This window comes from Pseudomonas purpurea (assembly GCF_039908635.1).
Taxonomy (GTDB): Bacteria; Pseudomonadota; Gammaproteobacteria; order Pseudomonadales; family Pseudomonadaceae; genus Aquipseudomonas; species Aquipseudomonas purpurea.
This window is the reverse complement of sequence record NZ_CP150918.1, coordinates 4,818,205-4,842,078: the sequence shown is the minus strand read 5'-3', so window position 1 is coordinate 4,842,078 and position 23,874 is coordinate 4,818,205. Positions and strand designations below refer to the sequence as shown.

Here is a 23,874-nt window from a genome sequence, read left to right as displayed (position 1 = left end):
GCTCAATCCCCCAATGCTTCACCCTCGCGCCGAGGGTCGGCACCTCCGGCCCAGGTGGCATTGCCTTGCGCGTCACGCACCCGGACGATGGCTTGGGTCCCGCTGGTCATGTCGATTTCGTTGACCGTGTGGCCCTTGTCCTTGAGCGCCTGAATCAGCGCCGGGCTGAACTGGCCTTTTTCCAGTTCGGTCGGGCCGTTGCGGCTGCCGAAGTTCGGCAGGCTGATGGCGGCCTGCGGGTCGAGGTTCCAGTCGAGCATGCCGACCACCGATTTGGTGACGTACTCGATGATTTGCGAACCACCGGGTGAGCCGACAGTGGCGAGGAATTCGCCGTTCTGACGGTCGAAGATCAGCGTCGGCGCCATGGACGAGCGCGGGCGCTTGCCGGGTTCTACGCGGTTGGCCACGGGTTGGCCGTTCTCTTCAGCGATGAACGAAAAATCGGTCATCTGGTTATTGAGCATGAAGCCCTGAACCATCAGGTGCGAACCGAAGGCCGCTTCCACCGTGGTGGTCATCGAGACTGCGCCACCCAGGTCATCGACCGCCACCACTTGCGAGGTGGAGATGCGCAGCGGCGAACGATCCGGCGCGTACGCCACCTGAATGCCCGGCGGGGTGCCGGGTTTGGCGGTGCCCATGCTGCGCTCGCCGATCAAGGCCGCGCGGCTGGCCAGATACGTCGGCGATACCAGGCCTGCGACCGGCACCGGGACGAAGTCCGTGTCGGCAACGTACAGCGCGCGGTCGGCATCGGCCAGGCGCTCGGCTTCGGCGATCAGGTGCACCGCCTCGGGAGCGGGTTCCATGCCGGCCGGGGTGTTGGCTTTCTGTGGTTTGAGCGGTGTCAGGGACAGGCGTGGGTCGCGGCCTTCAAGGGCCTGCAAGGTGCCGAGGATTTGCGCCACGGCGATCCCGCCCGACGACGGCGGCGGCATGCCGCAGACTTGCCAGCGTTTGTAGTCGGTGCACAGCGGCGCACGTTCCTTGGCGGCGTAGCCCTTGAGGTCGCTCAGTGACAGGCTGCCGGGGTTGGTGTGGCCCTGGACCTTGGCGACGATCTCCTGGGCAATCGGGCCTTGATACAGCGCATCAGGACCTTCCTTGGCGATGCGCTTGAGGACGTTGGCCAGCGCCGGGTTCTTCAGCAACGTACCGACGGCTTTCGGGCTGCCGTCGCCGTCGAGAAAGTACGCGGCCATGTCCGGCGAGCGCGACAGGAACGGGTCGGTGGCAATCATGGTGTGCAGGCGTGGCGAGATCGCGAAGCCTTTTTGCGCCAGCGCGATTGCCGGTTCGAACAAGGTCGCCCATGGCAGGCGTCCGTGTTTGCGATGGGCCATTTCCAGGGCACGCAACACGCCCGGTGTGCCGACCGAGCGCCCGCCAATCTGCGCCTGCGGGAAGGGCATGGGTTTGCCATCGGCTTGCAGGAACAGCTTCTCGGTGGCGCCGGCCGGTGCCGTTTCGCGACCGTCATAGGTGCGCACGGTCTTGCCGTCCCAGAGCACGATCATCGCGCCACCGCCGATGCCCGAGGACTGTGGCTCGACCAGCGTCAGCACTGCTTGCATCGCAATGGCCGCATCGATGGCTGAACCACCCTGACGCAGTATCTCCCTGCCGGCCGCTGCTGCCAGCGGGTTGGCAGCTGCCGCCATGTGTTTGGCAGCGTATTGGGTGCGAAGGTCGGTGCGATAGCCAGAGGCGATTTCCGGGGCGACCGGCAAGGCTCCGACAGAAGGGGCTGAAGGCGGGGCGTTGCACGCCGCGAGCGTCAGGGTGGCGGCTATCAGCGCAGTGGCGGATAGGCGGTAAGGGTTCACGTGGAAGGCTGAGAACACGCGGTCGCTCCGTGCGTTGGGAAAATGAGAGGTCGACGCTAAACGATTGTCTCGGTTTGGGCCAGATCGAATGCCGTCATCAGTGTCGGGATCATCGCCAGCAACCGCTCGGGGCTGACGCCATCGCGGGCCTGCACGGACAGCCCGTGCAGCAGCGTCGCGTAGTAATCGCCGAGGGCGGCGGCATCGGTGTCTTCCTTCAACTCACCGGCTTCGATGGCATGGCGAAAGCGCTGGATGATCGACTCGGTGCGCTGCTGCCGATGCTCGGCCAGCCATTGGCGGATGCCGTCGTTGCCTTGCGAGCAATTGGTGGCCGCCGACACCACCATGCAGCCGTATGGCTGCTCGGGGCGGGTGTACAGGGCAATGGCGTCGCGGAACATTCGTTGCAAGCCGTCGCGCAGCAAGGGTTCTTGTTCCAGGGCCAGGGCAGCGAATGCGCCTTCACCGGTTTCGTAGGATTCGATGGCCTCGCGAAACAGCGCTTCCTTGGAACCGAAGGCGGCGTATATCCGGGCCGAGGCAATGCCCAGCTCCGTGACCAGGTCGGCCATCGACGTGGCTTCGAAACCCCGTTGCCAGAACAGGTCCCGGGCTTTGTGCAGGGCCTGGGTGCGGTCGAATTGTCGGGGTCTGCCAGCCATTCGGGCGGTGCCTTTTATGCGAGTGAAGGCGGCAGTATCGCTGATTGTTTGCTGATCGACAAAAAATAAACGGCCACGCCTTGACGCGGGTTCTTGATGCTCCCTATTCTTTGTCGACCAACAAAGAATAGGGAGTTCACCATGAAAACCATCAAGGGTCCGAGTTTGCACCTGGCCCAATTCAGCGATGTTCATCCGCCGTTCGACAGCTTGCCCTCGGTGGCTGCGTGGGCCGCTGCGCAAGGCTTCAAGGCGTTGCAGATCCCCGCGTGGGACAAGCGCTTGCTGGACATCGAGCTGGCCGCCGAGAGTCAGACCTACTGCGACGAAATCACCGGGCTGCTGGCGGAGCACGATCTGGTCGTCAGCGAGCTCACCACGCACATGTTCGGTCAGTTGGTGGCGGTGCATCCGGCTTACGATTCGATGCTCGACGGCTTTGCCCCTGCATCATTGAAAGGTAACGCCCAAGGCCGTAGCGAGTGGGCGGTCGAGCAGTTGAAGAGGGCGGCCAAGGCTTCTCAACGCTTGGGGCTGACGGACATGGGGAGTTTTTCCGGGTCATTTGCGTGGCCGTACTTTTTCCCCTTTCCGCAGCGCCCCGAAGGTTTGGTCGAGGCGGCCTTCGATGAACTCGCCAAACGCTGGTTGCCGGTGTTGAACAGTTGCGAGGATCACGGCGTCAATCTGTGCTTCGAGATCCACCCCGGCGAAGACCTGCACGATGGCACGACCTTCGAAATGTTCCATGAACGCGTCGGCCAGCATGAGCGCTGCAAGATGCTCTATGACCCGAGCCACTTCGTGTTGCAGCAGCTCGATTACCTGGATTTCATCGACATCTATCGCGACCAGATCCGCATGTTTCACGTCAAGGACGCGGAGTTCAACCCAACCGGCCGCCAGGGCCTCTACGGCGGTTATCAGTCGTGGGCCGATCGGGCGGCGCGCTTCCGTTCGCTGGGTGACGGGCAGGTCGACTTCAAGGCGATTTTTTCGAAACTGACCCACTACGACTACGCCGGTTGGGCGACGCTGGAGTGGGAATGCTGCCTGAAGAATCCGCAGGACGGTGCCCGTGAAGGCGTGGCGTTCATCAACGACCACATCATTCGGGTCACTGACAAAGTGTTCGATGATTTTGCCGGCGCACCGCTGGAGCGCGAGCAGATCCATTCATTGCTGGGCATCTCCAGCGTCACGCCATCCAACCCGAAGGTTGTTCTATGAATCTTTCCCGTTTGAGTGCATCCGAGTCGCCGGACCTGACCCATGGCTATGCGTTCGTCGAAGGTGTGCGCCTGCATTACGTCACTCAAGGGCAAGGGCTGCCGGTTCTGTTGATTCCGGGCTGGCCGCAAACCTGGTTCACCTGGCGCTTCATCATGTCGGCGCTGGCGGCCAACGGGTTCCAGGCCATTGCGGTGGACCCGCCGGGCACCGGCCTTTCCGACAGGCCAGAGAGCGGTTACGACACCGGCACCGTGGCGCGTCGCCTGCAGGGTTTGATGGTTTCGTTGGGGCACAGTCACTATCAGGTGGTGGGGCATGATGTCGGCATGTGGGTCGGTTATGCGCTGGCCAGCGACTATCCACAGGCCATCCGCAAACTGGCGCTCTGCGAAGCGGTCATCCCTGGGTTGGCGCCCGCGCCGACGATTTTTGCCGCGCCGCAGCAGAACAAGTTCCTGTGGCATTTCATGTTCAATCAGGTTCCTGACTTGCCGCAGGTTTTGATCGCCGGCAGGGAGGCGGCGTACCTGACGTACATGTTCGACACCTGGTCTCATCGCCGCGACCGCGTGGCTGTGCAGGTGTACGTCGATGCCTACTCGGCGCCGGGTGCATTGCGCGCAGGGTTTGGTTATTACCGGGCGATCCCGGAAACCATTGAGCAGAATCTTCAGCGGGCGAAAACGCCACTTTCGATGCCGGTGCTGGCGATCGGTGCGCAGCATGCGACGAACGATGCGCCGCTGCTGACGATGCAAGGCAATGCCAGCGATTTGCGTGGCGCGGTGATTGCCGATTGTGGGCACTTCGTCACCGAAGAAGCGCCCGAAGCGTTTATCGCTCACCTGTTGCCGTTTCTTTTGGCAAACGCCTGAACAGAGGCCCGCCGTTGCGCGGGCCGTCTAGCCGATACTCATCCGGCTTGGTTCATTGCGGGGTGTACTGCCGAGCGGGAAGGGCGGTACTTTTCTGCGGGCATAAAAAAACGGCCTACCTTTCGGTAAGCCGTTTTTAGTACTTGGTGGCTACACAGGGACTTGAACCCCGGACCCCAGCATTATGAATGCTATGCTCTAACCAACTGAGCTATGTAGCCAAGTGGCGCGCATTATTGGCTCGTAATGAAGATGTGTCAAGCATAAATCTAAAATATTTCTCTACGCTTTCAACCGCTTATCGACCTGAGCCGAATAAACCGGCGCGGCGCGGGGATTAATTGAGCTGAAACCTCCCGGTATTCGCGCTCAAGGCCTTGCTGCCCTGGCTCAGTGTGTCTGCCGCCAGGTTCACGGCCCGGGCGCCTTCCAGCAAGCGTACGGCGGCCTGATCGACCTGCTGAATATTGCCGCTGACCTCGTCGGCCGTGCAAGCCTGCTCCTCAACCGCCGTCGCGATTTGCGCCAGGGTGTCGGTGACGCTCTGCACCGCCGTGGCAATTTCCCCCAGGCGTTCGCCCAGCCCGGTCACCGCTTGCGCGTCACTTTGCGCCTGACCGCACGCGGCTTCCATCAGGTTTACCGCCTCGTTGACCGTGTTGCGCAGGCTGTCGACCGTACCCGCAATCTGTGCAGTGGACGATTGAGTGCGTTGCGACAGGCTGCGCACCTCGTCGGCCACCACCGCAAAACCACGACCCTGTTCGCCCGCCCGCGCAGCTTCGATGGCGGCGTTGAGCGCCAGCAGGTTGGTCTGCTCGGCGACCCCGCGAATCGTATCGACCACCAGTTGAATCTGTTGACCCTGCTCACTGACGCGACCCAGCGCGGCCGCCGTATCGTTCAGGCGCTGATTGAGCTGCTGAATGCTCGCCGTGGTGCGCTGGCTGTCACGGCTGCTGTCGGCAGCGATGCGCTGGGTGTGCTGAGCGCTGCCGGAAGCCTGTTCGCAACTCTGGGCAACCCCTTGGGACGTCGCGGCCAGTTGCGTGGCGGCAGCGGCGATCTGGCTGATCTGCAACTGCTGGGCTTCGACTTCGCCCAGTGCACCGCTGGAATGAGTGTTGAGGGTGCGCACCGCGTCGCTCAGTTGCAGGGTTTCGTGATCGACCCCCAGCAGGCTCGTGCGCAATTGCACCACGGCGACGTTGAGCGCGGTGCTGATGGCCGCCAGTTCGTCACGTCCCTGCACCGGCACTTGCAGGCTCAGGTTGCCGTCGCGCAGGGCTTCGGCGAGCAAGGTGATGCCGCTGGCGCTGCGGCGGATCGAGGCCTGCAAACAGATGAACAGGTACAGCGCCGCCAGCAGCAGGCAACCGAAGATACTCGCCACGACGATCAACTGACGAATTGCCGAGCCGTGATAGTGATCCAGCCGTTGGTCCAGTGCTGTCAGGGATTGCTGGCGTAGTGAGGCAAAGTCGCCGAGCAGGGCGTCGAGGCTGCGTTCGAAGTCTTCCGGCTTGAGGTTGATGCTGCCGCCGAACACGCCGTCGTCGAGCACTTTCAAGCCGCTGTCGAGGCGCTTGAGGCTGTCCTGGTAGTGCGCGGCCCAAGTCTGCAACTCGCTGGGCAAACGGGCTTCGAGCAGGCTGCCGGTCTTGATGAGTTGCTCACGGGCATCGCCGATGCGGCTGCGCAGGTCGCGCAGTTGCAGGCGGCTTTGCAGGGTGAACTGCCCGGACACCACGGACGCCTGGCCGACGCTGGCCAGCCGGCCCACGCGCTCGATCAGGTCGGGCGTGTGCTGGGTGGCGATCTGCGTGAGCAAGTAGGTTTCCAGCCAAGGCGCGAGGGTCAGGCGATTGTCCATGACGATCTGCTCGCGCAACGCTTGCAACGCGCTGAGGGCGGCAGTGAAGCGCTCATAGCCATCGGGCCACCAACCCACGCTGCTCAGGCTTTTGGAATCCAGGCCCGCGAGCGCGGCTTGCAGGGCTTGATAGCGGCTGAGGGTTTGCGCTTCGGCGCCTTCTGCTTGCAGCGTGCTGCCCAAATCGATGGCTGCCTGGTTGAGCGCGGGTGAAACTCCATCGAAGGCGGCCATCGCCGCCAGCGTCGCCGGTGTGGGTTGGCGATTGGTTTCGGTGGCGCGCCAGCGGGCGGCGCGATCACGTTGGGCGGCGAGCAGGTTGTCCAGGGTGTCGAGGGCCAGCAACTGGCTCACCCCGGCGCGTTCGCCGGCAAGCAGGTTGAGTTTGTCGCGATAATCCTGGCCAATCATCCACAAGCTGCCGGCCAGCGGCAGGATAAACAGCAGAAACAACAACTGAAACTTGCGCGCGAAACCAAAACGCCCAAGCAGTCTGATCCCCGGTGATAAAAACGCCTGCATGCCCGACGACTCCCCTGAGCAACACGCACCGTTGGCGTGCGGTGACGGCGCGATGGCCGAAACCTGTGCCCGCAAAAAAAGGCCTCGAAAGTTCACGGCCACCGGCGGTGTCGGCCAGGGCTGGGGTGAAACTTCCCATTCTCGGTGCCCTTTGTAAGGGCCCGCGTTGAAGTGGAGAGACAAGGCAAGATTCAGACCATGGCTTTACGCTATCAGCCATCTTCGACGAATGCCAGGTCGTTAGCAGGCTAAGGGGATGGCGCTGCCGCACTGAAAAATGGCACATTGACGCACCTGCAACTGCGCTCCCATCCGCTGTATGGAAACTCTCATGGCTCTCAGTAATGTTCAGTCCGCCGCAACGTCGGCGTCCGCTGCTTCGCAAAGCAGTCCCCTGGTCATGCGTATCATCGGTGCGGTGGCGCTGGCGCATTTGATCAACGACCTCATTCAGTCGGTGCTGCCGTCGATCTACCCGATGCTCAAGGCCAACTATGGCCTGACGTTCACCCAGGTCGGCCTGATCACGCTGACCTTTCAGCTCACCGCATCGCTGTTGCAGCCGTGGGTCGGTTACCACACCGATCGTCATCCCAAGCCATGGCTATTGCCGGCCGGGAGCGTTTGCACGCTGATCGGTATTTTGATGATGTCGGTGGTCGGCAGCTTCCCGATGATTCTGCTAGCGGCGGGGTTGATCGGGATCGGTTCCTCGACCTTTCACCCGGAAGCTTCTCGCGTGGCGCGGCTGGCCTCGGGCGGACGCTTTGGTTTGGCGCAGTCGACGTTCCAGGTGGGCGGTAATGCCGGTTCAGCCTTCGGGCCATTGCTGGCGGCGGCCATCATTATTCCGTTTGGCCAGGGTAACGTTGCCTGGTTCGGCCTGTTCGCGGTGTTTGCGCTGGTGCTGCTGTATGGCATCAGTCGCTGGTACGCCCATCACTTGAACCTGTTCAAGCTCAAACAAGGCCAGGCGGCGACTCACGGGCTGTCGAAGGGCAGGGTGACCAGTGCGTTGGTGGTGCTCGGTTTACTGGTGTTCTCCAAGTATTTCTACATGTCCAGCCTCACCAGTTACTTCACCTTCTACCTGATCGAGAAATTCGACCTGTCGGTGGCCAGTTCACAGTTGCATCTGTTCCTGTTCCTGGGGGCCGTAGCGGCGGGGACCTTCTTTGGCGGGCCGATTGGCGACAGGATCGGCCGTAAGGCGGTGATCTGGTTCTCGATCCTCGGCGTTGCACCGTTCACCTTGCTCCTGCCTCACGTTGATTTGTTCTGGACCAGCGTCCTCAGTGTGGTCATCGGTTTCATCCTGGCTTCGGCGTTCTCGGCCATTGTGGTGTATGCGCAGGAATTGGTGCCAGGCAATGTCGGGATGATCGCCGGGATCTTCTTCGGTCTGATGTTTGGTTTCGGTGGGATTGGCGCTGCATTGCTGGGGTATCTGGCGGACACTCACGGCATCGAGTACGTGTACCTGCTGTGCTCGTTTCTGCCATTGCTGGGAGTGTTGGCGATCTTCCTGCCGCGCACCAAAAAGGCCTGACCTGATACAAAAACAAGGTGGGAGCGAGCAGGTTCGTTCCCACACGTAGTTCATTCAGGAAACAGCCGCGCACAGACGCGGCTTTTTCTTGGGCGCGATTTTTCTGTTGAGGGTTTCAATGGATTGCGCAGGCCCGTGATCCATGGGCTTGAGCCTTTTCGGCTGGATTTTTTTGACGAGGAGAATGAATTATTTTGACAAATATCGATTTAATGCTTTTCTGAATGATATTGATTTGCATTACACTTCGTCCCCTTCAGTGCTCCGCAATGGTGCATGTTGGCTCAACAAGGACAGTTTGTGATGAAGAACACCCCCTGCCTTTTCAACTCTCTTTTCCTGACAGCCGGCGTACTACTAGCCGCCCCGGCGTTGCAAGCAGAGGAGATTGGTGAGGTCGATAAGCATAACGTGACCGAACTCGACACCTCGTTTGTCACCGCCACGGGGGGAGCAACCGACCTTCGCGATGCGCCAGCCAGTGTCAGTGTCATCTCCCGCGAAGAAATCGAACGTCAACCGGTGTATGACCTCAACACCTTGTTGCGGCGCATTCCCGGTGTCACTGGCGGCTTCGGCCCGGTGGGCGAACAGTCGAAGATCAAGCTGCGAGGCCTCGATGACAAGTACACCCTGATTCTGGTCGACGGCAAACGTATCGGCAGTTCATCGGACTTGAGCTATCGCCGTGACCTTGGGCGCCAGGACCTCAACTGGATCGCGCCGAGCATGATCGAGCGCATCGAGATCGTGCGTGGCCCGATGTCTTCGCTGTATGGCTCGGATGCCATGGGCGGGGTGATCAACATCATCACTCGCAAGGTGTCGAAAACCTGGAGTGGTTCGGCCAACGTCAACACCACCATTCCCGAAGATTCCGACCGTGGCCAGACCACCCAGACCAGCCTCAACCTGTCCGGGCCGCTGACCGATTCCCTGGGCCTGCGCCTGGGTGCGAATCTGACGCGCCGCGCGGCCGATGAAGTCGAGGCCCGTCGCGACAAGACAGGTGAGTTCATGTATGGCGACGGCGCCGGTGGCTCCAAGGATCATAGCCTCAACGCTTTGCTCGACTGGCGCATCAACGACGAGCAGAGTTTGTCGTTTGAAGCCGTGCACGGCGTTGAGCGGTCCTGGTCGAGCAAAAAGACCTTCGGCGACTGGGGCGAAACGATCGGTGCCCAATTCGGCGCCGGGCGACTGATCCGCGACAGCTACACCCTTTCCCACACCGGAGACTGGAGTTTCGGTAGCTCGAAAGTGGACATGTACCTGAACAAATTCAAGAACGACATCGATTGGGGCAAGGCCAGTTCGGAAGAGAAGATCGTCGAAGGCAGCCTCAACATTCCGTTTGAGTTCTTGCTCAATCAGCGCCTGACAGTGGGCGGGCAGTGGAAGCGCGAAGAGCTGACCAACAGCGATACGCTCGGCACCGTACCGGTGGACTACCAGGGGGCTCCCGTGAGCGGCGCCACGCTGAAAGGGGATTACTCGGCGGCCTTCATCGAGGATGAGCTGTTCCTGCTCGACAACCTGACCCTGACCCTGGGTAACCGCTTCGACCACAGTGAGGAGTACGGCAACCACAACAGCCCGCGCGCGTATCTGGTCTACCATCCGCATCCAGACTGGACGGTGCGTGGCGGTGTGTCCAAAGGCTTTCGTGCGCCGAGCCTGAAAGAAGGCAGCGCCGGTGCGGCGACTGAATCCGGTGGTCGCGGCTGTGGCTCGCTGCGACCTCTGGGCTACACCACCGGCAGTTGCTGGATGGCCGGTAACCCGAACCTGGCCCCGGAAACCAGCGTCAACAAAGAAGTGGGCGTGTCCTTTGACCGCGATGGTTGGGAGGCGGGCCTGACCTACTTCCATACCGACTTCGAGGACAAGATCGAGTACGCACCGTTGGGTTTCTACCAGGGTCGCTGGTGGACCATGCTGGAAAACGTCGAAAAGGCGCGTACCCGTGGTTGGGAAGGTTCGGTTCGCGTACCGCTGACGGATTCCGTGGACTGGCGCACCAATGCCACTTACATGCTTGAAAGCAAAAACCTGTCCACGGGTGAAGACCTGATCAGCGCGCCAAAACTGTCTGCGTTCAGTGCGATCAACTGGCAGGTGACGGATCAGCTAAACACCGAAGTTTCGGCGCAGCATGTGGGTAAACAACGTGGCGTTGGCACCGATTTCGTCAAGTCGTACACCACCTATGACCTGACCGCGAATCTGGCCGTGACCAAATGGCTGACGTTGAATGCGGGCGTACAGAACCTGTTGGATGAAGATCTGCGCGATGGCTCGACGACCTTCTACGTGCCTGGCCGGGCGTTCTTTGCGGGGGCTACGACGTACTTCTAGGAATGGCGGTGCGGGGCAGGGCGTTACCAATCGCCTGCCCCAAACGCAAAAAAGCCCGCCACCTTCTCCCTGATCTACAGAGAGGGTGGCGGGCTTTTCAGTCCGCCTGAAACAGGAGGATTACCGTTAGACGTTAAAGCGGAAGTGCATCACGTCGCCGTCTTTGACGATGTATTCCTTGCCTTCCAGGCGCCATTTACCGGCTTCCTTGGTACCGGCTTCACCTTTGTACTGGATGAAATCGTCGTAGGCGATCACTTCGGCGCGGATGAAGCCTTTTTCGAAGTCGGTGTGGATCACGCCAGCGGCTTGTGGTGCGGTGGCACCGACGCGGACGGTCCAGGCGCGGACTTCTTCGACGCCAGCGGTGAAGTAGGTCTGCAGGTGCAGCATTTCGTAGCCGGCGCGGATTACGCGGTTCAGGCCAGGCTCTTCCAGGCCCAGGGCCTCAAGGAACATGTCTTTCTCTTCGCCGTCATCCAGCTCGGCGATTTCCGCTTCGATCTTGTTGCAGACCGGTACAACCACTGCGCCTTCTTCTTCGGCGATGGCCTTGACCACGTCCAGCAGCGGGTTATTTTCGAAACCGTCTTCAGCCACGTTGGCGATGTACATGACTGGTTTGGTGGTCAGCAGGTGGAAGCCACGGATCACCGCTTTTTCGTCGGTGCTCATGTTCTTCATCAGGCTGCGCGCAGGCTTCCCGAGGGTGAAGTGAGCGATCAACTGCTCCAGCAGGCCTTTCTGAACGACAGCATCCTTGTCGCCACCCTTGGCGTTGCGAGCGACTTTCTGCAGTTGCTTCTCGCAGCTGTCGAGGTCGGCGAAGATCAGTTCCAGGTCGATGATCTCGATGTCGCGTTTCGGGTCGACGCTGTTGGAGACGTGAATCACGTTCTCGTCTTCGAAGCAGCGGACCACGTGGGCGATGGCATCGGTTTCGCGGATGTTGGCCAGGAACTTGTTACCCAGGCCTTCACCTTTCGAGGCACCGGCAACCAGGCCCGCAATGTCGACGAATTCCATGGTGGTCGGCAGGATGCGCTTTGGATTGACGATGGCCGCCAGGGCGTCCAGGCGTGGATCCGGCATCGGCACGATACCGCTGTTCGGCTCGATGGTGCAGAAGGGGAAGTTCTCGGCCGCGATACCGGATTTGGTCAGGGCGTTGAACAGGGTGGACTTGCCGACGTTAGGCAGGCCGACGATGCCGCAATTGAATCCCATGGTGTTTCCCCTCGGGTAAGAGTCAGGCCTTCTGGCTGTGCAGGTTTTTCATCGCGCGGTTCCATTCACCGGCGAAGATATCCGGCAGCACGCCGAGGGCAAAATCGATGCTGGCATCGAGTTTTTCCTGTTCGGCGCGTGGCGCACGACCCAGGACAAAGTTTGAAACCATACTGGCAACGCCCGGGTGGCCAATGCCGAGCCGCAGACGGTGAAAGGTATTCTGGTTGCCCAGTTGCGCAATGATGTCGCGCAACCCGTTGTGACCGCCATGCCCGCCGCCCTGTTTGAGCTTGGCAACGCCGGGAGGCAAGTCGAGTTCGTCATGCGCCACCAGGATCTCTTCCGGCTTGATGCGGAAAAAACCGGCAAGTGCCGCCACGGCCCTGGCCGCTACGGTTCATGTAGGTGGTGGGAATCAGCAGGCGAACATCCTGACCCTGATGCGAGAAGCGCCCGGTCAGGCCGAAATACTTGCGATCGGGCACAAGGTTTACACCTTGGGCGTGCGCGATGCGCTCAACAAAAAGGGCCCCTGCGTTATGCCGGGTCTGTTCGTATTCGGAGCCTGGATTTCCCAGGCCAACGATCAGTTTGATGGCACTCACGTCAGGGGCCCTTCCTTGGAGTGGTTGATAACATCGCGGCAATGGGGTTGTGCGGCGAAAGTGGACGAAAAATGCTCATTTACCATGATGTAAACTCCGCGTTCCGCCCGCTTTCTCGCTACGTTCCAGTCCGCGATGTTACTTGCTCACTCCGGCGTACAGAGTGAATTACTCTGCAGCGCCTTCTGCAGCTGGAGCAACACGTGGAGCGTGAACGTTGGCAACAGCCAGGTCGTTACCGTGAGCCAGAGCAACAAATTCAACGCCTTTAGGGGCCTTGATGTTGGACAGGTGAATGATCGAGCCGATTTCGGCGTCAGCCAGGTCGACTTCGATGAATTCAGGCAGGTCTTTTGGCAGGCAGGAAACTTCAACTTCAGCAACAACGTGCGAAATTTCGCCGCCTTTTTTCACTGCAGCAGCTTCGTTGATGAAGTGCACAGGAACGTGAGCGGACAGTTTCTGACCAGCAACAACGCGTACGAAGTCAGCGTGCATCACGTGGCCTTTGGCCGGGTGACGTTGCAGAGCTTTGATGATTACGTTTTGCTTGGTGCCGCCAACGTTCAGCTCGATGATGTGGCTGTAAGCCGCTTCGTTTTCGAGCAGTTTGGCAACTTCTTTAGCCAGCATGCTGATGGATTCAGGGGCTTTTTCGCCACCGTAAACTACAGCTGGAACCAGGCTTGCGAGACGACGCAGGCGGCGGCTCGCACCTTTCCCCAGGTCGGAACGCACTTCAGCATTCAGAGTAAATTCGTTCATGTTGTATCTCCAAAATAACCACATTCGCCCCAGCGTTTGCGACCAGCGCTAAAGGCGATATGGGCAAAAAAGCCCCGCCCCGACAGGAATGCCGGGGCGGGGCGCTTTTCGTCAACGAGAAGTGTCCGAAAGGGCAGGGCCCTTAGCGGAACATCGCGCTGATCGATTCTTCATTGCTGATGCGGCGAACCGCTTCGGCAACTACCGGTGCGATATCCAGTTGACGGATACGTGCACAGGCTTGTGCTGCGGCGGACAGCGGGATGGTGTTAGTCACCACCAGCTCGTCCAGCACGGAATTTTCAATGTTTTCGATCGCTCGACCCGACAGCACAGGGTGTGTGCAGTAGGCAAAGACTTTGGCAGCGCCATGCTCTTTCAAGGCTTTAGCCGCGTGGCACAGGGTGCCGGCGGTATCAACCATGTCGTCGACCAGAATACAGGTACGCCCTTCGACATCACCGATGATATGCATCACTTCAGAGTGATTGGCTTTCTCACGGCGTTTGTCGATGATCCCGAGGTCCACGCCCAGGGACTTGGCAACAGCACGTGCACGCACGACGCCGCCAATGTCCGGGGACACGATCATCAGGTTTTCGAAGCGCTGATCTTCAATGTCATCCACCAGAACCGGGGAGCCGTAGATGTTATCTACCGGAATATCGAAGAAACCCTGGATTTGGTCAGCATGCAAATCAACCGTGAGAACACGATCGATGCCGACTACGGTAAGCATGTCAGCAACGACTTTCGCGCTGATAGCCACACGTGCGGAACGCGGACGGCGATCCTGACGGGCATAACCAAAGTAAGGAATAACAGCAGTGATACGAGTTGCTGAGGAGCGGCGGAAGGCATCAGCCATCACGACGAGTTCCATCAGGTTATCGTTGGTCGGAGCGCAAGTCGGCTGAATAATGAAAACATCTTTACCGCGGACGTTTTCATTGATCTCGGCTGTAATTTCGCCGTCGGAAAATTTACCGACAGAGATGTCACCGAGAGGGATATGCAGCTGACGTACAACACGCCGAGCCAGATCGGGGTTAGCGTTCCCCGTAAAGACCATCATCTTGGACACGCGCAGTACCTGAAGGCTGAGGGTAACCTGGATGAGTATTAGAAAATGGCAGGGGCGGCTGGATTCGAACCAACGCATGGCAGGATCAAAACCTGCTGCCTTACCGCTTGGCGACGCCCCTGTATCTGTTGCAACGAGTACCCAGTACTCGATTCCTTTTAGAGCAGACTTTGTAGTTTGCGATGCAACATCGAAACGTTGCTTCCCTTTGCTACAAACCCTGTAAGGGTCTCTGTAAGAAGGGCCGAGACTTTATCAGCTTCAGCTTTGCTTGGGAAGCCCCCAAACACACAACTTCCAGTTCCGGTGAGTTTTGCTTCGGTAAATTTACCTAGCAAATTCAAAGCGTTACGTACATCTGGATAACGCCTTGTTACCACCGGTAAGCAGTCATTTCGACTGTTTCCCTTGGGAACGGGGCGCACTTTAATGGGAGAAGAGTTACGTGTCAACAGCGGATCTGAAAAAATTTCTGCTGTACTTACAGATACTTGCGGCACAAGCACCAGATACCACGGTTCTTCGGGGTCTACGGGGGTGAGCTTTTCTCCCACGCCCTCGGCAAATGCGGCATGCCCACGCACGAAAACCGGGACGTCGGCGCCCAGGGTCAGGCCCAGGGTGGCGAGCCGATCTTCATCCCAGCCCAGTTGCCAGAGATGATTGAGCCCCAGCAATGTAGTGGCGGCATTCGAGCTGCCGCCGCCGATTCCACCGCCCATGGGCAGGATTTTTTCGATCCAGATATCAATCCCGAGCGTGCAGCCGGATTGTTCCTGGAGTTTCTTGGCGGCTTTGACGATCAGATTGCTGTCGTGAGGGACGCCTTCGAATTCGGTATGCAAACGAATGACACCGTCATCGCGTACGGCGAAGGTGATTTCATCGCCGTAATCGAGAAACTGAAACAGTGTTTGCAGCTCGTGGTAGCCGTCTTCACGGCGACCGAGGATGTGCAGCATCAAATTGAGCTTGGCGGGCGAGGGCAGGGTCAGGCGATTTGCTGGCATGTCATTGCCCCAATTTGCGAGGTTGCCAGTCCTTGATCACCAGCGTGACGTCAAGGTCGATGCCGTGCAGTTTGATCCGCTCCGGTAGCCAGTAGCCATTTTGTTGGGTGTAGCTGAGGTATTCGACCTGCCAGCCATCCTGCTCCAGTGTGGCCAGGCGACTGTCGGCATCGAGGCTCAAGCGACTTTTGCTGTCGGGCGCGGGTAAGCCGCGAACCCACCAGACCAGGTGCGAGACCGGCAGCTTCCAGCCCAGTTGTTCTTCCAGCAAACCTTCGGGGGTGGACGCTTCATAGCGACCCTGGTTGGCGACTTCCAGCGAAACCTTGCCGGGCCGTCCCATCAGTCGGGCAGCACCGCGGCCTAATGGACCGGAGAGGCGGATGTCGTAGTAATCCTGGCGTTGCAGCCAGAACAACGTGCCGCTACCCGAATCTTTCGGGGCGCGAATGCCAACCTTGCCGTTGATTTGCCAGCCATCGAGGCTGGCCAGTTGCTGCTTGTGCTCGCTCCATTGTGCGGGGTTGCCGTGACCTTCGACCGACTCACGGGCACCAAAGCCTGCGCAACCGGCAAGCAGGGCGATAAAGCTGAAAACGATAACGTGGCGCAAAAACATGATTTTAAAGAGTCTCGGAACCGGTCAGGCGCTTGATGGTGCTGCGCAGGGTAGGGCTGTCAGGTTGATCTTTGAGGAACTTGCTCCAGATCTGTCTGGCTTCGCGTTGTTTGCCGTTGGCCCACAGGACTTCGCCCAGGTGCGCAGCGACTTCCTGGTCGGGGAACCGCTCCAGGGCCTGACGCAGCAAGCGTTCAGCTTCGTCGAGGTTGCCCATTCGGAAGTTCACCCAGCCGAGGCTGTCGAGAACGGCCGGGTCTTCGGGATTCAACTGGTGAGCCTGTTCGATCAGCGCCTTGGCTTCGGCGTAGCGCGTCGTGCGGTCAGACAAGGTGTACCCCAAGGCGTTGAGCGCCATGGCGTTGTCCGGGTCGCGCTTGATGATCAGTCGCAGGTCTTTCTCCATTTGCGCCAGGTCATTGCGCTTTTCCGCCAGCATGGCCCGCGTATAGAGAAGGTTCAGGTCATCCGGATATTGCTGCAACGCTTGTTCAAGGACCTTCCAGGCGCGATCGCCCTGATTGTTGGCCGACAGGGTCTCGGCTTGTATCAGGTATAGCTGGATCGCGTAGTCAGGCTGCTCGTCGCGTTCCTTGGCCAGGCGTGTTTCGGCTTCGGCCGTGCGGCCGTTGTTCATCAGGATGTCGGCCTGGCGCAATTGCGCCGGTAGATAGTCGTTGCCGGGGCCGACCTGGGCGTACTCGATCAGTGCGCCTTGCGGATCGTTGCGTTCTTCGGCGATGCGGCCCAGGTTCAGGTGCGCCGAGTCGACATGGCTTTCGCGTGCAATCAGGTCTTCCAGGTAACCCTTGGCCTCATCCCACGCCTTGGCTTCCAGGCAGACGAGTGCCAGGGAGTAACGCAGTTCGTCGTCTTCCGGGTATTGCTGGACCAGGCTGGAAAACTGCGTCTTGGCGTCGTCCATGCGGTCCTGTTCGACCAGCATGCGCGCATAGGTCAGGCGCAGGCGTTTGTCGTCGGGGTATTTGCGGATGCTTTTTTCCAGCAGCGGCATGGCTTCGCTGCCACGGTTCAACCCTTGCAACAGGCGAGCGCGCAGCAGGATTGGCGCAATCTCGCCGTCTTCCGGAGGGTGTTTCTCCAGCAGGGTCAGCGCGCCCTTGGCGTCACCGTCCTGTTGCATCAAGAGCGCCTTGCCGAAAATCAGCTGGCCGTTGTTAGGGTGACGCTGCAACAAACGGTCAAAACTTTTCATCAGGCCGTTGCGCGTGTCCTGATCGGTGTCAGCCGCTGACAGTGCCAGAAAGTCGAAATGAGTGTCGCCTTTGCCTTGCAGGACTTTTTCCATATAGACCATGGAATCGTCGTAGCGGCCAGCGCGGGCCAGTTGTACGGCGGCGGCGCGTTGGGCTTCGAGGTCGGTCGGAGCGTTTTTGGCCCAGATCAATGCGGTATCCAGCGCAGCCTGATCGGCGCCCAGGTATTCGGCGATGCGGAAGGCTCGTTCGGAAACCCCTGCATCCTGAGTGTTGATGGCCTGGGTCACGTAGTTGTCCAGGGCAATGTCGAAACGATTGCGCTGGCCGGCCAGTTCCGCACTCAACAGGCTGAAGATGGTTTCTTCACTGAAGGAGGCGTAAACCTTGGGTTTTTCAGGGGCTGGGGCGCTGTCTTCGACCGGCGGCGTACCGTCCGACGAAACGGGTGCCAAGGCCTGGCAGCCGCTGAGGAAGACAAAAGCGAGGAGCAACGCGGAAGATCTATTCATATAGGAAGAGGACGACTAACCTGCGGTCGGATCATCATGACACAAGCCTTCGGCCAAACATAACCGAGACTCAATGAGTGCCTTTTCACAGGCGGTCTATTAGGACAATAGTCTGCGGTGGTTGTTCTGGCCCGGACGAAGTAGGACAATTGTCGGCTTCTCGACATCATCAGCGACCTTGAATGGCCTTCCTTGCACTTGGTATTAACCACAAGACTGCGTCAGTAGACGTGCGCGAGCGCGTGGCTTTTACTCCAGAGCAGCTGGTTGAAGCCTTGCAGCAGCTCTGCCGACTCACCGACAGTCGCGAAGCTGCGATCCTCTCCACCTGCAATCGCAGTGAACTCTATATAGAACAGGATCACCTTTCGGCCGAAACCGTGCTGTGCTGGTTGGCCGATTATCATCATTTAAGCCTCGATGAGCTGCGCGCGAGTGCTTATGTGCATGAAGATGATGCGGCAGTTCGTCACATGATGCGCGTGGCCTCCGGGCTCGACTCGCTGGTATTGGGCGAACCGCAGATTCTCGGTCAGATGAAGTCCGCCTATGCCGTGGCCCGTGAGGCCGGCACGGTGGGGCCGCTGCTCGGGCGTTTGTTCCAGGGCCACGTTCAACGCGGCCAAGCAAGTGCGCACCGACACCGCCATTGGCGAAAACCCGGTGTCCGTGGCGTTTGCGGCGGTCAGCCTGGCCAAACAGATTTTCAGCGACTTGCAACGCAGCCAGGCCTTGCTGATCGGTGCCGGCGAGACCATCACTCTGGTCGCCCGCCATTTGCATGAGTTGGGCGTGAAGCGGATCGTGGTCGCCAACCGGACCCTGGAGCGCGCGAGTATCCTGGCCGAACAGTTCGGCGCCCACGCGGTGCTACTCTCGGACATCCCGGCAGAGCTGGTGCGCAGCGACATCGTCATCAGTTCCACCGCCAGCCAGTTGCCGATCCTCGGCAAGGGCGCGGTCGAAAGTGCGCTGAAGCTGCGCAAGCACAAACCGATCTTCATGGTCGACATCGCCGTGCCACGGGATATCGAGCCGGAAGTCGGCGAGTTGGACGACGTTTACCTCTATAGCGTCGACGATCTCCACGAAGTGGTCGCCGAAAACCTCAAGAGTCGCCAGGGTGCAGCCCAGGCGGCGGAAGAGATGGTTTCCATCGGTGCTGATGACTTCATGGTTCGCCTGCGTGAGCTGGCGGCGGTCGATGTGCTCAAGGCCTATCGTCAACAAAGCGAACGCCTGCGCGATGAAGAATTGCAAAAAGCCCAGCGACTGCTCGCCAACGGCGGCAATGCTGAGGACATATTGGTGCAACTGGCGCGTGGCCTGACCAACAAGTTGCTGCATGCGCCCAGCGTTCAGTTGAAAAAACTGACCGCCGAAGGCCGCCTCGATGCGCTGGCCATGGCCCAGGAACTCTTTGCCCTCGGTGAGGGCTCTTCGGATAGCTCTTCGGATAAAAAACCGCAATGAAAGCGTCACTGCTCAATAAGCTGGACATCCTCCAGGACCGTTTCGAAGAACTGACAGCCTTGCTTGGCGATGGCGAAGTCATTTCCGATCAGAACAAGTTCCGCACCTATTCCAAGGAATACGCGGAAGTTGAGCCGATTGTCGCCACCTATAAGCAGTTGCTCAAGGTTCAGGGTGACCTCGAAGGTGCCCAGGCACTGCTCAAGGACAGCGACCCGGACATGCGCGAAATGGCCGTGGAAGAAGTTCGCGAAGCCAAAGAGCAACTGATCGAGCTCGAATCCAGCCTGCAACGCATGTTACTGCCCAAGGACCCGAACGACGGGCGCAACGTGTTCCTGGAAATCCGTGCCGGCACCGGGGGTGATGAAGCGGCGATTTTCTCCGGCGACCTGTTTCGCATGTATTCGCGTTACGCCGAGCGGCGTGGCTGGCGGGTCGAGATTCTCTCTGAGAACATCGGCGAGCACGGCGGCTATAAGGAAGTCATTGCGCGGGTTGAAGGCGACAACGTCTACGGCAAGCTCAAGTTCGAATCCGGCGCGCACCGTGTGCAACGGGTTCCGGCCACTGAGTCCCAGGGCCGCATCCACACCTCGGCCTGCACCGTGGCGGTGTTGCCGGAGCCGGACGAGCAGGAAGCGATCGAGATCAACCCGGCGGATTTGCGGGTCGACACCTATCGTTCTTCCGGCGCGGGCGGTCAGCACGTGAACAAGACCGACTCGGCCATTCGGATCACTCACTTGCCGTCGGGCATCGTGGTCGAGTGCCAGGAAGAACGTTCCCAGCACAAGAACCGGGCGCGGGCAATGTCCTGGCTTTCGGCTAAATTGAACGACCAGCAAACCAGCGCCGCCGCGAATGCCATCGCCAGCGAACGCAAGTTGCTGGTGGGCTCGGGCGACCGTTCCGAGCGCATCCGTACGTACAACTTTGCCCAGGGCCGGGTCACCGACCACCGGGTCAACCTGACGTTGTATTCCCTCGACGAAATCCTCGCCGGTGGCGTCGATGCCGTGATCGAGCCGTTGTTGGCTGAATTCCAGGCCGACCAACTGGCGGCGATAGGTGAATAAATGACCATCATTGCCAGTTTGTTACGCGCGGCTGACCTGCCGGATTCGCCCACTGCGCGCCTGGATGCCGAATTGCTGCTGGCCGCGGCCCTGGGCAAGTCCCGCAGTTTTCTGCACACCTGGCCCGAGCGCATCGTGCCGAGCGAAGCGGCGCTGACCTTTGCCGAATACTTGCAGCGCCGCCGTTCCGGTGAGCCGGTGGCGTACATCCTCGGCCAGCAGGGTTTCTGGAAACTCGATCTGGAAGTGGCGCCACACACGCTGATCCCGCGCCCGGACACCGAGTTGCTGGTCGAAACCGCGCTGGAACTGTTGCCCGCGACACCGGCCAATGTCCTTGATCTGGGCACCGGCAGCGGCGCCATTGCCCTGGCCTTGGCCAGCGAACGTCCGCTGTGGAGTGTCACAGCCGTGGACCGCGTGCTGGAAGCGGTGGCCCTGGCCGAGCGCAATCGCCAGCGCCTGCACTTGAATAACGTGACGGTGCTGAGCAGCCACTGGTTCGACTCGCTGAAAGATCATCGCTACACGCTGATCATCAGCAACCCGCCGTACATTGCCGCTGCCGATCCGCATCTGGTGGCCGGTGATGTGCGCTTCGAACCCGCGAGTGCGCTGGTGGCCGGCACCGATGGCCTCGACGACCTGCGTTTGATCATCGCCCAGGCACCGCAACACCTTGAGGCAGGCGGCTGGCTGATGCTCGAGCACGGTTACGATCAGGCCGACGCGGTGCGTGATTTGCTGCTGACCCAAGGCTTTGAAGAAGTCCACAGCCGCAAGGACCTGGGCGGTCACGAACGTATCAGTCTGGGGCGCCTGCCGTGCTGAATGATCAGGAACTGTTGCGCTATAGCCGGCAGATTCTGTTGCAGCACGTCGACATCGACGGGCAATTGCGGCTCAAAGGCAGCCGCGTACTGATCGTCGGCCTCGGCGGTCTTGGCGCACCGGTTGCGTTGTATCTGGCGGCGGCGGGGGTCGGTGAGCTGCATCTGGCGGACTTCGACACGGTCGACCTGACCAACCTGCAGCGCCAGATCATCCATGACACCGACAGCGTCGGCTTGAGCAAAGTCGATTCGGCAATCAAGCGCCTGGCGGCGATCAACCCCGAGATTCAACTGATCGCCCATCGCACCGCGCTGGACGAAGATTCGTTGGCGGCGGCGGTGGCCGGTGTCGATCTGGTGCTTGATTGTTCCGATAATTTTTCCACCCGCGAAGCGGTGAACGCGGCCTGCGTGGCGGCGAAAAAACCGTTGGTCAGCGGTGCGGCGATTCGCCTGGAAGGGCAGTTGTCGGTGTTCGACCCGCGTCGCGCCGAGAGCCCGTGCTACCACTGCTTGTACGGGCACGGCAGCGAAGCCGAACTGACTTGCAGCGAGGCCGGCGTGGTCGGTCCGCTGGTGGGGTTGGTCGGCAGCCTGCAAGCCCTTGAAGCGCTGAAACTGCTGGTGGGTTTCGGTGAGCCCTTGGTGGGGCGGTTGTTGCTGATCGATGCCTTGGGCACGCGTTTTCGTGAATTGCGGGTCAAGCGTGATCCGGGTTGCAGCGTCTGCGGGGGCACTCATGCGTGAAGCGCCGATTGGTGTGTTCGATTCCGGCGTTGGTGGGTTATCGGTATTGGCCGAGATCCAGCGCCTGTTGCCCAATGAAACGCTGCTGTACGTTGCCGACTGCGGGAACATTCCCTACGGCGAGAAGACCCCGGAGTTCATTCGCCAGCGATGCAGCGTGATGGCCGGGTTCTTCCAGCAACAGGGCGCCAAGGCTCTGGTGTTGGCCTGCAACACGGCGACCGTGGCCGGTGTCGCGGACTTGCGTCGTGACTATCCGAACTGGCCTCTGGTCGGCATGGAGCCTGCGGTAAAACCGGCCGCGGCCGCCACCCGCAGTGGCGTGGTCGGGGTGCTGGCCACCACAGGCACCTTGCAGAGCGCCAAGTTCGCGGCGCTGCTCGACCGATTTGCCACTGATGTGCGCGTCATCACCCAGCCTTGTCCGGGGCTCGTGGAGATGATCGAGGCGGGCGATCTGCACAGCTCCGCGCTGCGTCGGTTACTGGCCGGTTACCTTGAACCGTTGCTGGCTGGCGGGTGTGACACGATCATTCTCGGCTGCACTCACTATCCCTTCCTCAAGCCGATGCTCAAGCAGTTGATCCCCGCGGACATCAGCCTGATCGACACCGGTGCTGCCGTTGCCCGGCAACTTCAACGTCTGCTCGCCGAACGTGAACTGCTCGCGCAGGGCCCGCCCGCGGAAGCGCAGTTCTGGACCAGCGCCAGTCCCGAACACATGAGAAAAATTCTGCCGTTGCTGTGGAATAAGTCGGGTGTTGTGCGAAGCTTCAGCCAATAAAAAATCGTGAATTTCTGACGAAACGCTGATTTCTATAGCTGTGTCTGTTAGGCAATGAAAACCACACGAACTCGTTTGGAAAAGGATGTTTCTAATGAAGCGACTGTTCTGCCTGGCCGTGATTGCGGCCGCACTATCGGGGCAAAGTTTGTCGGCGCAGGCCGCCGGTGTCGAATTTGCGGTCGGCCAGACCAGTGACTCGACCCAGTCTTACCGCTTGGGGGTGCAGTTTGATTGGGACCAGAGTTGGCTGCAGAGCGATGTCGGTCGCCTGACAGGATATTGGAGCGGTGCCTACACCTTTTGGGATGGCGACAAGAGCGCCAGCAATCACAGCCTGTCCTTCTCTCCGGTGCTGGTTTACGAGTTTGCCGGGCAAACCGTCAACCCGTATCTGGAGGCGGGGATCGGCGTTGCGGTGTTCGCCCACACCGAAGTCGAAGACAACAGGCTGGGCTCGGCCTTTCAGTTCGAAGACCGTGTCGGTTTCGGCCTGCGCTTTGCCGGTGGGCACGAAGTGGGGATTCGGGCGACGCACTATTCAAACGCCGGGATCAGCAGCCCGAATGATGGGGTAGAGAGTTACTCACTGCATTACACGATGCCGCTGTAACGGTTCTGAGCGGTGGCGGGTAATTGTGGAGGGGGAGCAAGCGCCCTCGCCACATTGGACCGCGTCAATCAGGATCAGCGGTACGCCGTCGTAATTCCCTGGCGCTCGTCGATGCACTCAGGCGCGCCCATTTCAAACTCGCGGCAGATCAGCGGACGCTTTTCGTAGATGGTGCACATCATGCTGTTGCGATCCAGCGCGGCGCACCAGCCGTCGTCCAGGCGCAGCATGACTTCCCCGCCCCAGTCGTCGGTGTCGATGTAGCGTTCGGGGACGCCGGTGTTGGTGATCAGCATCACTTCGAGCTGGCAGCAGCACGCCGCGCAGGTCGAACAAGTGACCGCCGGTTCAGCGATAGTGGTGAGGGGGATGGTGTTCATGGCGCGCAGTGTAAGGCAG

General features: G+C 60.0%; 19 protein-coding genes, 2 tRNA genes and 2 pseudogenes. 10 read left to right on the top strand and 13 right to left on the bottom strand.

Annotation, left to right across the window (positions count from 1 at the left end):
* Window positions 1–2: 2 nt before the first annotated feature.
* Complete coding sequence (ggt, locus tag AABM54_RS21665; RefSeq protein WP_347902011.1) at window positions 3–1,847, bottom strand: gamma-glutamyltransferase; 1,845 nt, start codon at window positions 1,845–1,847, stop codon at window positions 3–5.
* A 38-nt stretch (window positions 1,848–1,885) separates the two neighbouring features.
* Window positions 1,886–2,494: a helix-turn-helix domain-containing protein gene (locus AABM54_RS21660; RefSeq protein WP_347902010.1), complete on the bottom strand. Its 609-nt coding sequence runs from the start codon at window positions 2,492–2,494 to the stop codon at window positions 1,886–1,888.
* Window positions 2,495–2,635: 141 nt separating this feature from the next.
* On the opposite strand from AABM54_RS21660, the gene AABM54_RS21655 reads away from it, so the two are divergent.
* Window positions 2,636–3,724 (top strand): sugar phosphate isomerase/epimerase, encoded by a 1,089-nt coding sequence (locus AABM54_RS21655; RefSeq protein ID WP_347902009.1) that lies wholly within the window; start codon window positions 2,636–2,638, stop codon window positions 3,722–3,724.
* Window positions 3,721–4,602 (top strand): alpha/beta hydrolase, encoded by an 882-nt coding sequence (locus AABM54_RS21650; protein WP_347902008.1) that lies wholly within the window; start codon window positions 3,721–3,723, stop codon window positions 4,600–4,602. The genes AABM54_RS21655 and AABM54_RS21650 overlap by 4 nt, the downstream gene beginning before the upstream one ends.
* Window positions 4,603–4,746: 144 nt before the next feature.
* Here the strand turns inward: AABM54_RS21650 and AABM54_RS21645 are convergent.
* Together AABM54_RS21645 and AABM54_RS21640 are read right to left on the bottom strand one after the other, a co-directional pair.
* A tRNA-Met gene (locus tag AABM54_RS21645) sits at window positions 4,747–4,823 on the bottom strand.
* A 116-nt stretch (window positions 4,824–4,939) separates the two neighbouring features.
* A complete protein-coding gene (locus AABM54_RS21640) occupies window positions 4,940–6,997 on the bottom strand; it encodes a methyl-accepting chemotaxis protein (RefSeq protein ID WP_347902007.1) in 2,058 nt (685 codons plus the stop codon).
* Between the two features lie 331 nt (window positions 6,998–7,328).
* Between AABM54_RS21640 and AABM54_RS21635 the strand changes: the two genes are divergently transcribed.
* Entirely contained in the window at window positions 7,329–8,546 is a 1,218-nt protein-coding gene (locus tag AABM54_RS21635) for an MFS transporter (protein ID WP_347902006.1), read from the top strand.
* Between the two features lie 303 nt (window positions 8,547–8,849).
* Complete coding sequence (locus AABM54_RS21630; RefSeq protein ID WP_347902005.1) at window positions 8,850–10,904, top strand: TonB-dependent receptor; 2,055 nt, start codon at window positions 8,850–8,852, stop codon at window positions 10,902–10,904.
* A gap of 126 nt (window positions 10,905–11,030) precedes the next feature.
* Here AABM54_RS21630 and ychF read toward each other — a convergent pair whose 3' ends face one another.
* The 8 genes and pseudogenes from ychF to AABM54_RS21590 form a co-directional block, all read right to left on the bottom strand.
* Window positions 11,031–12,131 carry a redox-regulated ATPase YchF gene (ychF, locus tag AABM54_RS21625; protein ID WP_347902004.1) on the bottom strand — a complete coding sequence of 367 codons (1,101 nt, stop codon included), beginning with the start codon at window positions 12,129–12,131 and terminating at the stop codon, window positions 11,031–11,033.
* Window positions 12,132–12,153: 22 nt separating this feature from the next.
* Window positions 12,154–12,739: pseudogene (gene pth, locus AABM54_RS21620) on the bottom strand (aminoacyl-tRNA hydrolase).
* A gap of 168 nt (window positions 12,740–12,907) precedes the next feature.
* Entirely contained in the window at window positions 12,908–13,504 is a 597-nt protein-coding gene (locus tag AABM54_RS21615; RefSeq protein WP_145019846.1) for a 50S ribosomal protein L25/general stress protein Ctc, read from the bottom strand.
* A gap of 142 nt (window positions 13,505–13,646) precedes the next feature.
* Window positions 13,647–14,588, bottom strand: a complete 942-nt coding sequence (locus AABM54_RS21610) for a ribose-phosphate pyrophosphokinase (RefSeq protein ID WP_003171603.1) — start codon at window positions 14,586–14,588, stop codon at window positions 13,647–13,649.
* 46 nt (window positions 14,589–14,634) lie between these two features.
* Window positions 14,635–14,709 (bottom strand) — tRNA-Gln (locus AABM54_RS21605).
* A 37-nt stretch (window positions 14,710–14,746) separates the two neighbouring features.
* On the bottom strand, window positions 14,747–15,598 hold the full coding sequence (gene ispE / locus AABM54_RS21600) for a 4-(cytidine 5'-diphospho)-2-C-methyl-D-erythritol kinase (RefSeq protein WP_347902003.1): 852 nt from the start codon (window positions 15,596–15,598) through the stop codon (window positions 14,747–14,749).
* A 1-nt stretch (window position 15,599) separates the two neighbouring features.
* Window positions 15,600–16,217 carry a lipoprotein insertase outer membrane protein LolB gene (gene lolB / locus AABM54_RS21595; protein WP_347902002.1) on the bottom strand — a complete coding sequence of 206 codons (618 nt, stop codon included), beginning with the start codon at window positions 16,215–16,217 and terminating at the stop codon, window positions 15,600–15,602.
* A gap of 4 nt (window positions 16,218–16,221) precedes the next feature.
* Window positions 16,222–17,946, bottom strand: a complete 1,725-nt coding sequence (locus AABM54_RS21590) for a tetratricopeptide repeat protein (protein WP_347902001.1) — start codon at window positions 17,944–17,946, stop codon at window positions 16,222–16,224.
* Between the two features lie 182 nt (window positions 17,947–18,128).
* On the opposite strand from AABM54_RS21590, the pseudogene hemA reads away from it, so the two are divergent.
* The 6 genes and pseudogenes from hemA (at window position 18,129) to AABM54_RS21560 (ending at window position 23,475) form a co-directional block, all read left to right on the top strand.
* A pseudogene (hemA, locus tag AABM54_RS21585) lies at window positions 18,129–19,419 on the top strand (glutamyl-tRNA reductase).
* Window positions 19,416–20,498 (top strand): peptide chain release factor 1, encoded by a 1,083-nt coding sequence (prfA, locus tag AABM54_RS21580; protein WP_347902000.1) that lies wholly within the window; start codon window positions 19,416–19,418, stop codon window positions 20,496–20,498. The pseudogene hemA and the gene prfA overlap by 4 nt, the downstream one beginning before the upstream one ends.
* Window positions 20,499–21,329: a peptide chain release factor N(5)-glutamine methyltransferase gene (gene prmC / locus AABM54_RS21575; RefSeq protein ID WP_347901999.1), complete on the top strand. Its 831-nt coding sequence runs from the start codon at window positions 20,499–20,501 to the stop codon at window positions 21,327–21,329.
* The gene (locus tag AABM54_RS21570) at window positions 21,323–22,078 is read left to right on the top strand and encodes a molybdopterin-synthase adenylyltransferase MoeB (protein WP_347901998.1); all 756 of its coding nucleotides are present in this window, start codon (window positions 21,323–21,325) and stop codon (window positions 22,076–22,078) included. The genes prmC and AABM54_RS21570 overlap by 7 nt, the downstream gene beginning before the upstream one ends.
* The gene (gene murI, locus AABM54_RS21565; RefSeq protein ID WP_347901997.1) at window positions 22,071–22,862 is read left to right on the top strand and encodes a glutamate racemase; all 792 of its coding nucleotides are present in this window, start codon (window positions 22,071–22,073) and stop codon (window positions 22,860–22,862) included. Before AABM54_RS21570 ends, murI begins: the two co-directional genes overlap by 8 nt.
* A gap of 94 nt (window positions 22,863–22,956) precedes the next feature.
* Window positions 22,957–23,475 (top strand): acyloxyacyl hydrolase, encoded by a 519-nt coding sequence (locus tag AABM54_RS21560; RefSeq protein ID WP_347901996.1) that lies wholly within the window; start codon window positions 22,957–22,959, stop codon window positions 23,473–23,475.
* A 74-nt stretch (window positions 23,476–23,549) separates the two neighbouring features.
* Here the strand turns inward: AABM54_RS21560 and AABM54_RS21555 are convergent, their stop codons facing one another.
* Complete coding sequence (locus AABM54_RS21555) at window positions 23,550–23,855, bottom strand: YkgJ family cysteine cluster protein (RefSeq protein ID WP_347901995.1); 306 nt, start codon at window positions 23,853–23,855, stop codon at window positions 23,550–23,552.
* Window positions 23,856–23,874: the final 19 nt, after the last annotated feature.